Annotated in this window: 16 protein-coding genes; 10 read left to right on the top strand and 6 right to left on the bottom strand. The window is 41.2% G+C overall.

Translation table 11 applies throughout. The features are described 5' to 3' along the window. Positions 1-56: 56 nt before the first annotated feature. Positions 57-1,262, bottom strand: a complete 1,206-nt coding sequence (locus Q7657_RS02380) for an acetyl-CoA C-acetyltransferase (protein WP_053988705.1) — start codon at positions 1,260-1,262, stop codon at positions 57-59. A 56-nt stretch (positions 1,263-1,318) separates the two neighbouring features. Continuing rightward, complete coding sequence (locus Q7657_RS02375) at positions 1,319-2,059, bottom strand: SDR family oxidoreductase (protein ID WP_053988704.1); 741 nt, start codon at positions 2,057-2,059, stop codon at positions 1,319-1,321. Between the two features lie 713 nt (positions 2,060-2,772). Here Q7657_RS02375 and Q7657_RS02370 point away from each other — a divergent pair. From Q7657_RS02370 to sstT, 7 genes are all read left to right on the top strand, one after another. Further along, complete coding sequence (locus Q7657_RS02370) at positions 2,773-3,729, top strand: AAA family ATPase (protein ID WP_053988703.1); 957 nt, start codon at positions 2,773-2,775, stop codon at positions 3,727-3,729. After that, on the top strand, positions 3,726-4,670 hold the full coding sequence (locus Q7657_RS02365; protein ID WP_107166061.1) for a DUF58 domain-containing protein: 945 nt from the start codon (positions 3,726-3,728) through the stop codon (positions 4,668-4,670). The genes Q7657_RS02370 and Q7657_RS02365 overlap by 4 nt, the downstream gene beginning before the upstream one ends. Further along, positions 4,670-5,179 carry a DUF4381 domain-containing protein gene (locus Q7657_RS02360; protein ID WP_107166062.1) on the top strand — a complete coding sequence of 170 codons (510 nt, stop codon included), beginning with the start codon at positions 4,670-4,672 and terminating at the stop codon, positions 5,177-5,179. Before Q7657_RS02365 ends, Q7657_RS02360 begins: the two co-directional genes overlap by 1 nt. After that, entirely contained in the window at positions 5,172-6,137 is a 966-nt protein-coding gene (locus Q7657_RS02355; RefSeq protein WP_053988700.1) for a vWA domain-containing protein, read from the top strand. Before Q7657_RS02360 ends, Q7657_RS02355 begins: the two co-directional genes overlap by 8 nt. Beyond that, on the top strand, positions 6,130-8,250 hold the full coding sequence (locus tag Q7657_RS02350; RefSeq protein ID WP_498827247.1) for a VWA domain-containing protein: 2,121 nt from the start codon (positions 6,130-6,132) through the stop codon (positions 8,248-8,250). Before Q7657_RS02355 ends, Q7657_RS02350 begins: the two co-directional genes overlap by 8 nt. A 20-nt stretch (positions 8,251-8,270) precedes the next feature. After that, entirely contained in the window at positions 8,271-9,971 is a 1,701-nt protein-coding gene (locus Q7657_RS02345; protein ID WP_107166064.1) for a BatD family protein, read from the top strand. Between the two features lie 376 nt (positions 9,972-10,347). Beyond that, positions 10,348-11,589: a serine/threonine transporter SstT gene (gene sstT, locus Q7657_RS02340; RefSeq protein WP_053988697.1), complete on the top strand. Its 1,242-nt coding sequence runs from the start codon at positions 10,348-10,350 to the stop codon at positions 11,587-11,589. A gap of 146 nt (positions 11,590-11,735) precedes the next feature. On the opposite strand, the gene Q7657_RS02335 is transcribed toward sstT, so the two are convergent. Continuing rightward, positions 11,736-12,059 (bottom strand): hypothetical protein, encoded by a 324-nt coding sequence (locus tag Q7657_RS02335; protein WP_053988696.1) that lies wholly within the window; start codon positions 12,057-12,059, stop codon positions 11,736-11,738. A gap of 312 nt (positions 12,060-12,371) precedes the next feature. Between Q7657_RS02335 and Q7657_RS02330 the strand changes: the two genes are divergently transcribed. Further along, a complete protein-coding gene (locus Q7657_RS02330) occupies positions 12,372-12,686 on the top strand; it encodes a hypothetical protein (RefSeq protein WP_107166065.1) in 315 nt (104 codons plus the stop codon). A gap of 225 nt (positions 12,687-12,911) precedes the next feature. Beyond that, positions 12,912-14,084, top strand: coding sequence for a cation:proton antiporter domain-containing protein (locus Q7657_RS02325; protein ID WP_107166066.1), 1,173 nt, complete (start codon positions 12,912-12,914; stop codon positions 14,082-14,084). A 53-nt stretch (positions 14,085-14,137) separates the two neighbouring features. Here the strand turns inward: Q7657_RS02325 and Q7657_RS02320 are convergent, their stop codons facing one another. Both Q7657_RS02320 and Q7657_RS02315 read right to left on the bottom strand, forming a co-directional pair. Then, positions 14,138-15,361, bottom strand: a complete 1,224-nt coding sequence (locus Q7657_RS02320) for an HlyD family secretion protein (RefSeq protein ID WP_107166067.1) — start codon at positions 15,359-15,361, stop codon at positions 14,138-14,140. Further along, a complete protein-coding gene (locus tag Q7657_RS02315) occupies positions 15,354-15,728 on the bottom strand; it encodes an MFS transporter (protein ID WP_107166068.1) in 375 nt (124 codons plus the stop codon). The genes Q7657_RS02320 and Q7657_RS02315 overlap by 8 nt, the downstream gene beginning before the upstream one ends. A 176-nt stretch (positions 15,729-15,904) precedes the next feature. Between Q7657_RS02315 and Q7657_RS02310 the strand changes: the two genes are divergently transcribed. Continuing rightward, positions 15,905-16,912, top strand: coding sequence for a helix-turn-helix domain-containing protein (locus Q7657_RS02310; protein WP_107166069.1), 1,008 nt, complete (start codon positions 15,905-15,907; stop codon positions 16,910-16,912). A gap of 78 nt (positions 16,913-16,990) precedes the next feature. On the opposite strand, the gene Q7657_RS02305 is transcribed toward Q7657_RS02310, so the two are convergent. Further along, positions 16,991-17,344, bottom strand: coding sequence for a hypothetical protein (locus Q7657_RS02305; RefSeq protein WP_053988690.1), 354 nt, complete (start codon positions 17,342-17,344; stop codon positions 16,991-16,993). Positions 17,345-17,482 lie beyond the last annotated feature (138 nt).

Below are 17,482 nucleotides of genomic sequence, written 5' to 3'. Positions count from 1 at the left end.
TCATTGATAGTAATAAAGCGCCACACATTCATATGTAGCGCCGATTTTTTAGTAAATTAAACGCGCTTTAGAATGACAGCAGTACCCATACCGCCACCTACACATAAAGTTGCAATACCATATTGATCTTCACGACGACGCATCTCATGCAACAGACTCACTAAGATACGGTTACCTGAGGCACCGAGTGGGTGGCCTAATGCAATCGCACCACCGTTGACGTTTGCACGTTCAACTAAATCTTCTACTTTCGCATTCGTTTCTTTTGCTACTTCATAAAGCACGCCAAGTGCTTGACCAGCAAAAGCTTCGTTGAACTCAAGACGCTCAACTTTATCAATTGATAATTGTGCTTTATCTAACGCTTTTAGTACCGCAGGAACAGGGCCAAGACCCATAATTTCAGGTGCGATACCTGCCTGAGCGTAGCTTTCGATTTCAGCAAGCGGTGTTAGGTTGTACTTATTAACAGCAGCTTCAGAAACAACAATGATGGCACTACCGCCGTCATTGATGCCTGATGCATTACCTGCCGTAACTGAACCATCACGCTTAAATGCTGGGCGTAGTTTTGCTAAGCCTTCGATCGATGCGTTTTGTTTTGGATACTCATCGGTATCAACAACCACAGTTTCACGACGACCAACAACTTCTACTGGTGTAATTTCATCAACAAACTTACCTTGTTCAATAGCAGCAACGGCTTTTTGCTGGCTTGCTAAAGCAAAGTTATCTTGTTGTTCACGAGTAAGACCAACTTTCTCAACTACGTTCTCAGCCGTCACACCCATGTGATAATTATTGAAGGCATCTGTTAAGCCATCAGAAATCAATAGATCACTTAGCTCCAGAGCTCCCATTTTTTGTCCATCACGAATTTTTGATGATGCACAGAAAGGAATTTGAGACATGTTTTCCGCACCAGCAGCAACGACGATATCGGCATCGCCTGCTTTAATGTGCGCAGCTGCATCCATCACAGCTTTCATACCACTACCACACACCATGTTTAGTGTGTATGCAGGTACCTCATTAGGGATCCCTGCTTTTAGTGCCGCTTGACGACCAGGCCCCATACCTTGACCTGCGCCAACAACGTTACCAAAAATGACTTCATCAATTGCTTCTACAGGAATTGATGTTTCCGCCAATGCACCTTTAATTGCAGCAGCACCAAGCTCTGCAGCAGTTACTGATTTCAATGCGCCACCAAAACTTCCGATTGGTGTACGTTTTGCAGCAACGATAAATACCCTAGCCATGTTATTTCGCGTCCTTACTTAATGAGTTCAAATATAAATAATCATTCAATCATTGATTAGTGCATGTACAAGCCGCCATTCACTGACAATGTTTCGCCAGTAATGTATGCCGCTGCATCACTTGCTAAAAATGTCACCGCTGCAGCTACTTCTTGTGGTAGTGCTAAACGACGCATAGGAATTTCAGCTTTGATTGAATCTAGAACTTCTGGTTTGATCGCTTCAACCATAGGTGTACCTGTGTAACCAGGAGCAACTGCATTTACCGTTACACCAGATCGTGCACCTTCAGCAGCCAGTGCTTTAGTAAAACCAATCATGCCAGCTTTTGCAGCAGAGTAATTAGCTTGACCAAATTGCCCCTTCAGACCGTTAACAGATGTGATGTTGATAATGCGTGCATTACCTTTTTTACACATTGAGTCAAATAGTGGCTGAGTTACGTTAAACAGGCTGTTTAAGTTAGTGTTAATTACTGCATTCCATTGATCAGCAGTCATACGCTTAAACGTTGTATCTTTCGTGATACCTGCGTTGTTAACTAGCACATCAATGTGACCTTCTTCTTGAAGCAATGTCGCAAGCGCTTCTTGACAGTAGTTTGTATCAGTCACGTCTAGTGGAAACAGGCGAACAGACTCCGGTGAATAGTTATTTGCAGCAAACCACTCCTGCGCTGCCTTTTCACCTGTTGGGTAGTACGTTGCAACCACACGAAAACCTGCATCAACTAGTGCTTGAGTGATCGATGAACCAATACCACCTTTTGCACCTGTAACTAATGCGACTTTACTCATTTAAGGCTCCTTCCTTACTCTTTATTTATTCAGTCGTACGCTTTATTTACTTAAAGCTTATTTCATTAATTTAACAACTCAGTCTTATGAGCCATCAGTGTCGTTCTATTCAAACTGGTACACATACTGAACTCGATATAATACAGATATATTACAAACCCGTTGCATATTTAATATAACAACACAGATGCATATTAATGGCAAGAAAGGAATTAACAAAAATGGTGATATTTCATATCAGTATTAACAACTTAGTCAATATAGGCTGTTGCACTAGATGATTTTTAACAACAAGAAACCATAAGCACTTGATTGCACTTTATCGGTTGTTTTTTATATGCATTAAAAACAGCTAGTTACCCAACATCACGATCTCACACTTAAAACAATGTTAAGAAATGGTAATAATTGCGTTTCATATCAATAACTATCTATGTGGAAATGATTTTTTATTCAATTAAACATTGTCTGTTTATTTTTTAAGCTTTATTCGCACAAACTATGATTTCGTGACTTTGTAAGGCAAAACAAGATGACTTGCTTGATCCTATTTTTTCCGCCCTGATATATATAAAGAAATAAGGGTTAAGTCAGCTTCAGTACGCACTGAATATGTGGTGTACAAGAAGCAGACACGTGAACTTACACGGCGTTTGATAGTCTCAGCTTATTTGCTCCACGCATCTAGGCGAGCACTTAGAGGAAAGAAATTTATGTTAGCGAGTACTTTTCAACGATTAAATCACTACTTGCAAAGCCAAGTTGTAGGTCAACCTAATTTAGTAAAACAGTTACTTATTGCTTTACTAGCTGATGGACATATCTTAGTAGAAGGCCCTCCAGGGTTGGCAAAAACACGTGCGGTTAAAGTACTTTCAGACTGTATTGAAGGTGATTTCCACCGTATCCAATTTACTCCCGATCTACTACCTGCCGATCTAACAGGTACAGATATTTTCCGCCCGGAAACGGCTGAATTTACCTTTCAACCTGGACCTATTTTCAACTCATTGATCCTTGCCGATGAGATCAACCGTGCGCCTGCAAAAGTACAAGCAGCGATGCTAGAAGCGATGGCGGAAAAGCAGATCACTGCTGGACGTAAAACTTACCCATTACCAGAGTTATTCCTTGTAATGGCAACGCAAAACCCAATTGAGCAAGAAGGTACTTATCCGCTACCTGAAGCGCAGTTAGACCGTTTCTTGCTACAACTGAATGTTGATTACCCAAGTGCAGAAAGTGAGCTTGAGATTTTACGTCTTAACCGTGGTGAAGCACTGGGTATTGAAAAAACAGAGCCTGTACATATTAGCCAAAGCGATATTTTTGCGGCACGTAAAGAGATCCTAAATATTCATATGGCAGAGGATGTTGAGCACTACATCATCCGTCTTGTTATGGCGACACGTCAGCCTGAAAAATTTGGCTCACAATTAGCAAACTGGCTACAAATGGGCGTTAGTCCTCGTGCCACCCTAGCGCTTGATCGCTGTGCTCGTGCCCATGCTTGGTTAAGTGGTCGTGACTTTGTTACACCAGAAGATGTTCAAACCATGGCTTACCCTGTGCTACGTCATCGTCTATTACTGAGTTATGAAGCACAAGCAGAAGGTATTGCAGCAGATCGCGTTGTCGCTGAACTCATTTCACAGGTTGCTAGCGTATGAGCAAATCACACATGACCGTAGCGCTGCCACCCCATAGCGATGGGGTTAATGTGTGCTTGGCAGAGCTACTGCAATACAAAAATCAAGCTGTGCGTTGGCTTCCTCCTGCGCACAGTATTTGGTCACAGCTAAATGGTCTGCACCAAAGCCGTCACAAAGGGCGTGGGATGAATTTTTCGGAAGTTCGCCCCTACCAAGCAGGTGACGATATCCGAGCCATTGATTGGCGTGTAACCGCACGTACAGGTAAAACACATACCAAATTGTTTACCGAAGAGCGTGAGCAACCTGTAATGCTACTGATTGATATAAGTCGCAGCATGCAATTTGGCTCGCAACTCATGCTTAAATCAGTACAAGCGGCCCACTTCGCCAGTTTATTAAGCTGGCTTGCAGTGAATGAACAAGATCGGATTGGAGCGGTGATTTATAACGGCATTAGCGTGACGGAATGTAAACCAACTGCACGTCAGCAAGGGCCATTACATATCATCAATAAGCTTATTGAGGCGCAAAACAATGCGTTATCGCATTTAGGTGAGCCACAAGACGTCAGCTTTGCTGATGCCTTACAACGCCTACACTACTTATGTTCAAAAGGTAGTGAAATTGTCATTATTAGTGATTTTAACCAACTATCACTGAATGATAAGCGACGTTTGACGCAGTTACGCCAACATAACCGTATTCAGTTTGTGCAAGTTCACGATCCGTTAGAGCAAGGACAAACGCAATTTCGTGGTTATGAACATGTGGCAGATAAAGAACAATCAGCATGGCTTAATTTCTCATCAAAAAAGACACGTGATTCATTAAGCCAACAATACCAACAACACCAAAGCTTCGTCGCAGAAATGGCAAAATCATTGGCGATCCCTTTGCATTATTTGTCCGCTGCAGAGCCACTATTACAACAGCTAAGAGCAAGAGGAGTGAAGTAATGGCAACACCAAGCCCACAACAACTGCCTCTCGCAGATATTCACCTACCAGCCGCCCCTAGCTATTGGCCGCTGGCTTGGGGATGGTGGTTAACGCTAGCGATTGTGATCATCGCAATCATTGCGTTACTCATGATGTTCAAACGTAAAAAACAGTCCAATGCAGCACAAAAAGAAGCATTACACCAACTGGCGTTGATCACTCCAGAACAAGGGCTTTCTGCTTTAAATACGCTATTAAAACAAGCCGCATTGAGTTACTACTCACGTTCAGTGGTCGCACCATTAACAGGAGAAGCATGGTTAACGTTTTTAGATCAACAACTTCCCGTAAAACATAGCGGATTTGTAGAGCTAAAAACACTATGGTTGAGCGGTACATTTTCAAATACTCCTTTAACAAATGAGGAATTTGAACAATGTAAGCAAATGACAAAAACATGGCTTAAACACGCATTACCACCGAAACATGCGGTAACAATGGCTCAAAAGGAGTCTTTAAATGTTTGAATTTGTATGGCTATGGGCCTGGGCATTACTGCCTTTAGCATGGCTGGTTTACCGCTTTAGTAAACCTGTTGTGCAGCCTGCAGCAATTCAATTACCTAAATTACCCAGCGGTGTTGGACAAAAACAGCCTCGCTCGATTATCCGTAAAGTACTAATGGCACTGGTATGGATCTGTTTAGTATGTGCTGCAGCAAGACCAGTTTGGTACGGTAACCCGATAGAGATCAAACCTGAACACCGCGATATGTTATTGGCGGTAGACTTATCTGGCTCAATGTCGATCCCTGATATGGTGACAAAAAATGGCCAAAGCATTGATCGTCTAACGGCAGTAAAGCATGTGCTTTCTGAGTTTATTGAAAAACGTAAAGGCGACCGTTTAGGTTTAGTGCTGTTTGCCGATCATGCTTACTTACAAACGCCATTAACGTTCGACCGTAACACCGTTGAGCAACAGCTTGATCGCACCGTACTGGGCTTAATTGGTCAAAGTACTGCGATTGGTGAAGGCTTAGGCATTGCAACCAAAACCTTCATTAATAGTAAAGCACCGCAGCGTGTGATCATTTTACTCAGTGATGGTGCGAATACATCTGGTGTTATCGATCCATTAGAAGCAGCAAAACTTGCTAAAGAAAGCGGTGTGAAAATCTATACCGTGGGCGTTGGTGCTGATCAAATGGTACAAAAAGGCTTCTTTGGTGATCGTCTAGTCAATCCATCACAAGATCTGGATGAGAAAACACTCACTGAAATTGCCAAAATGACTGGCGGTGAATACTTCCGAGCGCGTAACCCGCAACAACTTGAGAAGATCTACGACATCATTAATAAATTACAACCTATCAATAACGCCCAACAAACATGGCGTCCACGTGATGAGTTGTTCCGATATCCTTTAGCCATCGCATTGCTACTATCTGTCGTCATTGCTGTTATGAGGAGACGTCATGGCTAACTTTACCTTTATGCACCCAATGTGGTTTCTTGCACTTGTGCCATTGCTACTTATCTTGCCTTGGCTAAAAAGTAAAAAGCAAACCACAGGCTTAATTGCTTCTCACCTTGCACAAAAGCTAGGTATTGCTCAGCCAAAATCAGCATCATGGCCAATCGCTATCCTTGCTTTAGGCTGGCTAATCGCTGTTGTAGCCATGGCAGGTCCTAGCTGGCAGAAAGTGAAACTGCCAGCTTATAACTTAAGTGGCGCACGAGTACTGGTAATGGATATGTCACGCTCAATGTATGCGACTGACATTAAGCCAAACCGCTTAACCCAAGCTCGTTTTAAAGCGCTTGATATGTTACCGGGCTGGAAAGAAGGTACCACAGGCTTAGTCACCTATGCTGGTGATGGTTATGAAGTGAGTCCATTAACAGAAGATAGCCATACCTTAGCGAACTTGATCCCTAGCCTATCGCCGAAAATCATGCCGATCCCAGGTAGTAACGCAGCCGCTGGTATTGCTGAAGCGATCAAGCTATTAAAGCAAGCTGGCAACAGCACTGGTGATATTGTTTTGATCACCGACGGTATGACGAAACAGGAATCAGCCCAAAGCCTAGCAGAGTTAAAAGGCACACAATACCGTGTGTCCATTTTAGCGATGGGTACAATCGATGGTGCTCCTATTCCACTGCCAGATGGTCGCTTATTAATGGATAACGGCTCACCTGTTATTTCAAAAATAAACCTGAGCACTCTTGAGCCTATCGTGAAGCAAACTGGCGGTATCTTGCAGATGGCACAGCCAACAGATCAAGATGTCAATGCAATCGTTCACTTCACAGCTAAACCACTTGATAACGGTAAGAAAGATCAACAAAAAGAACTACAAGAGCGCCTAAATGGTGGTTTCTGGCTAGTACTACCACTGCTATTACTGGCGTTATTAGGTTTTCGTCGTGGTGTGGTTATTGCCACTATGTTCTTCTTTTTACCTATCGATCATGCGCAAGCAAGCCCTTGGGTGAATGCAGAGCAACAAGCTTACCAAACTTATCAAGACGGTAAATTCAAACAAGCAGCGCAAGATTTTGAATCGCCACAATGGAAAGGTATTGCGGAATACAAAGCGAAAAACTACGCTCAAGCGATTAATACATTGAAGCCGTTAACGGATCCAATGTCGCAATACAACTTGGGTAATGCTTATGCGCAAAGCGGTCAGTTAAAGCAAGCAGTAGAGACCTATGAAAAACTACTAAAAGCAGATCCTAACTACCCCGATGCGAAGAAAAACCTCGATATTGTGAAAAAAGCGCTAGAGCAGCAAGAGAAACAACAGCAACAACAAAATCAGCAGAATCAGCAGAATCAGCAGAATCAGCAGAATCAGCAGAATCAGCAGAATCAGCAGAATCAGCAGAATCAGCAGAATCAGCAGAATCAGCAGAAGAGTGACAAGCAACAGCAGCAATCACAAGGCTCTAACGATAAAAAACAGAGCCAAGATAACAGCCAGCAGTCACAGCAAAAACAAGATAAACAGCAATCATCAGAGAATAAACAATCTGACGATAAGCAGTCTTCACAATCGAAGCAGAACAACCAACAGCAGGATCAAAAAAACGCAAATCAGCAGCAACAATCCCAGAGTCAGCAACAACAAAATCAGTCTGATAAGCAACAAGGGAAAGATCAGCAGCAATCTCAACAATCAAACAGTGATAAATCACAGCAAGATAAAGAGAAAACTACTGAACAAAAAGCTGCTGAACAACAACGTGCTGATGAAAATGCTAAACAAGCTGCAAAGCAACAGCAACAGCAACAGCAACAGCAACAGCAACAGCAACAGCAACAGCAACAGCAACAGCAACAGCAACAGCAAGCAGAGAAGAAAGCAGCGGCTAAGTCTGAACAAGATAAAAATAAGGAAACCAATAATATTAGTCAGGTACAAATGAGTGACCAACCAGCGAAAGACGGTGATGTGCTATCAGCCAGTAACCCTATTTTGAAGAAATTGGAACAAGTACCAGATGACACCAGTGGTTTGATCCGTGCTCAGTTGATTTTGCAGGCGCAACAAAAAGAAGCGCAGCAAAAAACCGAAAAATCATGGTAATAAAGACAATGAAAAGGTTTATGAATAGATTATCTTTCGGCAAGAGAATTGCCTCTTCATGGCTCTATATCGCCCTTATCTTAAGCGCATTAGTGTCAACACAAGCCATGGCGGCACAAGCAGAAGCGACGGTTTCTAAAAATGTGGTTGGAGTAAACGAAGTATTCCAATTAACCGTATCGGTTGATGACAGCGTGAATACTAACTCGCTAGATTTAACACCATTAAGCCCTGATTTTGCCTATGGTCGTCCAAGCGTTAGCAGTGGTACCTCAATGATCAATGGTGTTATTTCACGTAACACCAGTTGGACTGTTGCGCTAGCAGCAACCAAAGTAGGAACACTTACGATCCCAGCTTTTCAAATTGGTAGCTCAAAAACAGATCCTATTACCATTACAGTGCTAAAAAGTGCAAAACAGTCACAATTAGCACAAGCGAACCACTCCTCAATTTCAATTGAGGGAACTAACGATAAATCGACCATTTATGTTGGTGAATCAATTAATTACCGTGTTCGCATCTTAATTGGTGAGCAAATGGATCAAGCAAGCCTTGCACCTCCATACGGGGATGGCTTAACTGCAACGCAAGTGGGCCAAGATGCGCAAAATGAGGTAGTACAAAATGGTCGTCGCTATATTGTGATCACCCGTAACTACCAAATCACCGCAAATAAGCCAGGAAACATCACCTTACATGGTGCGAAGTTCAGCGGTAATGTGATCAAAGGTAGTCAAGGTTTTGGTTCAACATTGACCATGCCTGTTGACAGAACAGCGAAAAACATTGAGCTAACGGTTAAAGCTAAACCAGCGAATTACCAAGGCTTATGGCTACCAACACCGAATTTGCAGTTACAGCAAATATGGCAGCCGACATTTAATGGTAAAACTGAAGTGAATGCGAAAGTCGGCGAGCCAATCACACGTACCTTAACATTAAGCATTAAAAATATTGCGCAAAGCAGTATGCCAAACATTAGCTTAACTTACCCAAATACGGTACGTAGCTATAATGAAAAGCCTGAATACTCAGAAAATAATGGCTACACAGTGATGACGCTTAAACAGGTCATTATTCCTCGTGAAACAGGCAAAGTAGAACTCCCTGAGATCACGATTAATTGGTGGAATACCCAAACAGAAAAAGAGCAAGTGACTAAAGTTTCAGGGCTGACTCTTAATGTCACCGCAGATCCAAACGCGAGTGCGACTATTGTACCACCAGCACTAACAACACCAGAGGGTGCGCAAACATCACCAAAGGCAGATAGTCATCTTCCTACGATTCAAAACGGTGTGATGCATAACGGTTACTGGCCTTGGGCGACAGCGGTTTTCGCATTACTTTGGTTAATCACTCTTGCCCTGTTAATCAAAGCACGAAAAGCACAATCCAATACTAGCACAATGCCTGTTCAAACAACGCTGAACACTGATATTGATAAAGCATTACAACAAGCATTAGCTGAACGTGATGCAATTAAAGTACAGACCTATTTCAAACAGTGGAAGCAGCAACAACAAGCAAAACTAGCAACAAACCCTGAACTTGCAAGTGAACTAGAGAAAGCATTAGCTGACATCATGGCCTCAACTTATAGCCAAGATCGCCAACAATGGGATGACAAGCACTTTCAACAACTACTTAAACAAGTGGCACAATTAAAAGTAACATCATCACAATATTCAGCGCTATCAGGGTTAGATCCGAAATAATCAAATACGAGTTTTCTGAGTCACTCTAAAACTAACACCTCTGTTGTTATTCATTTACAGCAGGGGTGTTTTTTATTTTCTTACATTTTATTCTGTTTTCCCTGCCCGACATCTGTACATAAAACCTCCTAATATTGATTAATTTATAAATTACATTAACAGCGAATATACAATTTTTATCATTCGTTATTATCAAATAGATGCATTGTATGCTGCTTAGCCATTATTTGATAACAAAATGTTAAATATAACGTTAAATAGTTGTAACTTAAACGCTTGTAAAAAGATAGCTGGCTATTTCAAACAGATCCTGTTAAAAAATGTTTCAGATGCAAAATAAAAAGCTATTCACAAAATATAAAATGCAGGGTGTAATATGAGTCAATCACAACCTTTTTTAGCCAGAGTGGCTAATGGTAGTTTAGTTATACAGATCATGGTGGGTATTGTTGCGGGTATCGTCCTCGCGACCTTATCGCCATCGTCAGCAGAAAGTGTCGGCTTTCTTGGTGGATTATTTGTTGCAGCGTTAAAAGCCGTTGCGCCTATTCTTGTGTTTATCTTGGTAGCATCATCGATTGCTAACCAAAAGAAAGGCACTCACACCAATATGAAACCCATCATTGTGTTGTACCTATTTGGTACCTTAATGGCAGCTTTCACCGCAGTAGTAATGAGTTTCCTTTTCCCAACCACTTTGACACTTGTTGCTAGCACGAACTCTATTGCACCACCTGAAGGTATTTCAGAGGTGATCAGTTCTCTACTCTTTAAGATCGTAGATAACCCTGTTCATGCACTAATGAATGGTAACTTTATTGGTATTCTCGCGTGGGCTATTGCTTTAGGTTTCGCCCTTCACCAAGCCAGTGATGCCACAAAACAAGTATTCCATGATATGTCTAACGGCGTAACACTGATTGTGCGTTTTATCATTCGTTTAGCACCTATCGGTATCTTTGGTCTAGTGGCGAATACCTTTGCTAAAACAGGTTTTGCAGCACTGGCTGGTTACGCTCATTTATTAGCAGTGCTATTAGGCTCAATGGCTATTCTTGCGTTTGTGATTAACCCAATCATCGTATACGTCAAAACAGCTGAAAATCCTTACCCACTGGTACTACGTTGTGTGCGTGAAAGTGGTATCACTGCTTTCTTCACCCGAAGCTCTGCAGCGAACATTCCTGTGAACATGAAACTATGTAAAGATCTTAACCTGCATGAAGATACTTACTCTGTTTCTATTCCACTAGGTGCGACAATTAACATGGGCGGTGCGGCGATTACTATTACCGTACTAACACTAGCGGCAGTGCATACATTAGGTATTGAAGTAGACTTAGCGACAGCAGTACTGCTGAGTATTGTGGCTGCTGTATCAGCCTGTGGTGCATCTGGCGTAGCCGGTGGTTCATTATTGTTGATCCCACTCGCTTCAAGCTTATTTGGTATTCCTAGTGAAGTTGCAATGCAAGTCGTCGCGGTTGGCTTCATTATCGGTGTTATTCAAGACTCAGCAGAAACTGCACTAAACAGCTCAACTGACGTCGTATTTACAGCGGCTGCTTGTAAAGCAGCAGAAAGAAAACAAACAAAAGCGAAGCTGCAAAGCTCATAATCGCTTAAACAAAACACTGCAACGATTGCAGTGATTTTGAAATAACAAAAGCGGTGATATCCCTCTTAGTTAGAAGGGATATCGCCGCTTTTTTAAATACTAGATTGTTAACATTTCTGTCTTACGAAAATCTTAACCTTTATTCATTAGTAAGTATTGGTTGCCTTACGAATCGCATTTGATGACTTATTAATTAAGCCATTTACTGCGCGACGCTTCTGTTGGCGAACCTTATTTTCCACACGCTTTTCTACATACGTCCCATCTTGAATTTCACCAATAGCACGCTGAGTATTATCAATCTTATTCTGTCCATTACGGATCGTATTCTGAGTACCGTGAATACTGTTCTGCACTTTGCTTAATGAATTATCAACACGGTTTAAACCTTGGATAAGTGAATCGGCATGAGCACTAGAAATAGCTAATAATGCAACAACGGGGATAAGAGTGAAGATACGCTTGCTCATTCATCTATTCCTTTTAACTTATTGAATTTATTTGACCAATTAATACTAGCAACAGAGATGAGAATTTCAGACTAAAATGAAATAATAAAAAAAATCTGCTTTTGATTATTACTGAAAACGTATTAAAAACACTTAAACACTCAGTAAATCAAAAAGTTAAACAATTACATTTACTTACCTATTAATAAGTAGAACTGATGATAATGATTGATTTTTTTAGTTGGTAACACCTTGTCTTTGCCCGATAAAATCTTCTGACAGCGACAGGACGTTACCGACGTCCTACAGCATTTTTGTACAGAGGGCCAAGATATGGCAGTTCAATCTTCCCATGCCGACATTTACACCATCGCAAAATCAGCCTTAACCAAAGCCAGTAAACAACTTGCCGCTGATGGCTATGACACCGACATTTATTGCATTGATGGACGCATTCGCCTTGTCATCGATAATGATAGACATCAACCCTACGAATACGCACTGCAGCTTCATAAAAACGCCAATAATGAGCAGACACACCTAGAAGTACTGATCAAAAACAGTCAACAATCTTACTTAGTCGATGGCTTATCTGAGCCTGAATTAATTGCAGATATTTTGATGCAATATAAGCGTTATTGCATTTGACTCACGACAGGAAAGCGACACATAAGATCACCGAAAGGCACCGAGTTCATCATAAGAAATGTGCCTTTTTCATTAACTTGCCTTCTACGCTCTTACTATAAACAATTGAATCCGATCGGTTTTCTTTCGTAAACAGTCACCGCGATTAACTAATATCCACTATGCTTTGATTATTACATCATGTCTCATTAAGCGATACTGAGTGACTTAAGCAAGGTAGGTGCAATGGTTGATAGTCTTAATACCATTATTTCTGAACTTTGCGCCATCGTGATCAGTACCGCCGCCATTGGTAGCCTGTTCCTTTACGCAAAGCAACCCATCATCATTGCCTACATCGTAGCAGGTATTGTAATAGGTCCTTATGGCATTGCCTTAATCAACAATGCTAACGATATTACCCAAATGGGGCATATCGGGGTGATATTACTGCTCTTTTTACTTGGCTTAAATTTACAGCCTCAACGCTTACTTAAACTGTTTCGTGAAAGTGCATTAATCACTCTTGCTTGCAGCTTATTCTTCTTTATTTGTACTTTCCTATTTGCATTATTGATCCGCTTATCGCTAACTGATGCCTTGATCACCGCAGCTGCCATGATGTTTTCCAGTACTGTGATTGGGCTTAAATTAATACCGACGACGACACTTCACCATCAACGTATCGGCGAGATAATGACAAGTATCTTATTAATCCAAGATATTCTAGCCATTAGTGTCTTACTCCTGTTAAACATCGATAGTGAACAGAATATTGGCTTTGCGATCCTCTTCGTCTTCGCCAAATTAATCATCATTATTGTAAGTGCTTACTTAGCTGTTAAGTTTTTACTCTTGCCACTGATGAGAAAATTCGATGTTATTCAGGAGTATAGCTTTATTGCGACACTTGCATGGTGCTTCTTTTGGGCTGAGATCAGCCATAGAGTCGGTTTATCGTATGAAACAGGCGCATTTATCGCAGGTACATTATTAGCCGTTAGCCCCGTTTCCAATGTCATCGCACTACACCTAAAGCCTCTTCGAGAGTTTTTTCTGATCCTTTTCTTCTTTGCTGTCGGTGCCAATATCAACTTACTTGCTAGCGATTATTACACGCTATGGGGGATCATTTTTGGGATTGCATTAGTCAGGCTCAAAGCATGGGGATTTTATCAAGCATTAGCCTTCTCAGAGCCCAAAGCCCCTATCAATAAAGAGCTTAGCGCTAGATTAAGCCAAGCCAGTGAGTTTTCATTACTATTGGCATACACAGCAATCATGAACGGAATAATTTCAGAGCAAGGAAAAACCTTTATTCAAATGGTCACTTTAACCACCTTTATTCTTTCAACCTACTGGATAGTTACACGCTACCCAACCCCAATATCAAATACAAAAAACCTGCGCCAAGATTAAAAAGCCCACCTCTAACTCAATAAAGGCGGGCTTTAAATAAAGTAAGTTATTACTTACATTGACCATACATAGAAGATTTGTGCTTTCATTCGAATAATGATCCCACGAACTACGTCTAAGAAACCGAGAAAACTAATTGGCTTTTCAGCACTAATCCAACCGATCCCTACAGAGCCAACAGGAATATCATAGCCCTCGGTTTCAATCACTTTTAAACGTACAAAGTGATGTTTATTTGCCATATTGGCACCAGTCGTTTGGCGAACATTGGTTTCACGACCAATCAAATTACCCTGCGATTCTCCCGTTGCTTCCACAATGCCTTCCACTTCAGCAGCAAACACTTTTCCTGGGTAAACCGCGGTGGCAAACTCTGCCATCTGCCCCGGCTTCACATTACGGATCGCTTGATGGTTAACACGCATCAACACATACTTTTCTTTGGTGTACATTTGGATACGTGGCACTGTACCGACGAACTGCCCTTCACGCATAATGAAGTTCGTTACATAGCCATCGGTTGGCGCATAAACCTTCGTATTTTTAAGATCCCACTCAGCCTTTGCCACATTCTCTTGTTGAGTTTGAACATCAACTTCACGGCTATTTACCGCCAACTTCGCTTTATCTAACGCCAATTGCTTTTGTTTAACCGCAATTTCAGACTTTTCAATTTGTGAAGCCAGCATAATTTTCTGTGATTTTGCCACTTCAACCGCAGTACGCTGCTCATCTAACTTACTTTGAGTAATAGTATGGTTAACAACGCTATTTTGCTTAATGTAGCGATTTAACATCGCTTGTTTTAGCTTGTAATCTTCATTTGCTGCAGCAAGCTGATTATGAGCAATTTCGATGTCTTTATCCGCAGCGTGATAACCGGCTTGCGCCATTTCAACATCTTCTTTTGCAATACTTAAAGCAACTTCTGCTGATGCCAAGCTCGCTTGTGCTTTATTCAAAGCAATACGATAAGGTTCTGCATCAAGCTCATACACCAAATCCCCTGCTTTCACCTGGCTATTTGGCTCAACATAAATTTCTTTTACATGGCCATTAATGGTTGTTGATGCCGGACGTAACTGAACATGTGGCGATTGCACTAATGAGCCACCCGAGAGATCCATCGGTGCGTATGTGATCAAGCCGTACCATACAAATACCAGCCAGCTACCACCACCAATGTAGGCAAATGCTTTAGTAAACTTATTCCATGGCATGCCGGCCAAACGAAGCAGATAAATAAACAGTGCCCATACCGCTAAACCCTCAAGCATTTGTCTGCTCCTCTACTAATTGCTTTTCCTGTGTTGTTACTGGTGCTGATTCATTTTTATTAACGTTATTAGGATAATCAGTATGCCAAATATCACGTAGACGTCTTAATGCTTGTTCACCGTCGACAAAAGCAATGATCACAGCAAGAACCCACACCCAATGCCATATAAAGCCGATCCAAGTGAGCGCAGTAATGAGTCCTATTTGATGGTGTTCTTTACTTGCTGCTTTATGAATAGGTAATTCGTGGAATTTCCAAAAGCCAATACCTATAGCAGCAATGGTTCCCAACATCACAACACTTGCAACAACATGCAGTGCTGTATCTACGCTTGTGCCTGAAAATGGCATACTAAATAGACTCATTAAATTCTCCAGCTAACTAAATAATTATTTTTATTCAATTGGTTAGTTGTTATTACGTTAATCAACTGTAAGCGTTTTTTTGCCAATAGAAACAACTATTGACCAAACACATCAAAATAAGTCTATTTTTGATATATCCTATCTAATGAATAATGTTTGCTGTCTAAGGAAAAGACATGTTAGATATCGCTTTTATTAGAACGTTGTTTATCAAACCGCTGGATTACGCTATTCAAAAACACTATGGTTTATCCTTCCAACAGCTTGATATTCCAGAATTATTAATCCGTGAGAGCATGTCTCTTATCCCTTTTAAGGATTATTTATTTTGGTTAGATCGCATTGAAGAACTCACCAATGATCCGAGTTATATGATCACGTTAGCTGATCAAATGACATTTAGAACAATGGGAGGATTAGGAGAATGGTATTTAAGTTGCCCCGATTTGCCCCTGGCATTACGGCGCATCAACTATGGTCTTTCGTGCTTACAAAGTGGGGCGTCTTACCATAGCGAACTATCAGGTAAAATCATCAAATGGACGTATGAAAACCCTTATTCAAAAGGAAAAGGTAGCAAACACGATCATTTACGTGTCGCAGTGTTATTCACGCAAACCTTACGTGGTTACATGGGAGAGGATTTCTCACCACTTAAAATAGAGATCAGTGCGCAGGAAATACGCTCAGAGAAGATTGAAGCGTTCTTCCAGTGTCCGATACGCTGGGGAGCACCTAAAACGCAAGTTTGGTTACCCATGTCGATATTAGGCGCTTCCAATCATCGACCAGCCAAATCAACCAAGCCCATGTTAGTATCTAATTTACAGTTAGATGATTTTCTCAACATGCCACAACCTGCAGATACCGCTAAATTGATGTTTGAGTTAATCAATTATTCGCGCTATTACCAATACCCAAACCTTGAATTTATAGCAGAACAATTATCGTTATCAAAGCAACAACTGCAACGCCGACTGCATCATTTTGGCTGGACATTCACCGACACAACTAACTACGTTTTATGTAATATTGCGATTAAATACATGCAGCAAGCATTACCCATCGAGCAAATCGCTGCTAATTTAAGCTATAAAAACGTCCAGAGCTTTACCAAAGCATTTCAACGTAACCGTGGTATCACCCCGCTGCAATACCAACAACAGCTCCTTGAAAAACAATAAAACGTACATATTCAAAAACAAAAAAGGTTAAACAACTTATTGTTATTTAACCTTTTCATCTACTTTTATCACAATTTTTTAAGCAACAGCATGGATATTTATATCGATCTCATTAGTTTCTGGCTGAAGCAACTTTTCACGGATCGTAGACATCAACACTATCGGCCCCATCATGTTTACACGCAGCGGTGTGCCGCCTAAACCATAATGTAATTCAGAAGAGTCTGACGATGAATAGTTGTATTTGTAGTTAAACTTATCAGATGCCATGTGCAGCAAATCGAAGTCTTTACGATGACAAGAAATGTATGCGCGCCAGTACATTGCATCAATGATCTCTTCAGGCTGCTCTGCCCGAATAATGAAACGCCAACTACCATCTTCCCCATAGAAATCCAGTGGGAAAATCTTTCTTATCTTTCTTTTCTTCAACAAATTAAACCTTCCCACAACACTTCGTAGAAAAATAAAGCATGAGAATCACCCATCTATTAAGAATAGCTTCTCATTCTAAAGATACGAATAATTTTAAATATTGTTTTTGTCAGTACTGACTTTGATGGAAATTAT

The sequence above is a fragment of the Candidatus Photobacterium acropomis genome (genome assembly GCF_030685555.1).
Taxonomy (GTDB): domain Bacteria; phylum Pseudomonadota; class Gammaproteobacteria; order Enterobacterales; family Vibrionaceae; genus Photobacterium; species Photobacterium lucens.
Note: the sequence above shows the minus strand (reverse complement) of the source record. Positions and strands in the feature narration are given on the sequence as shown.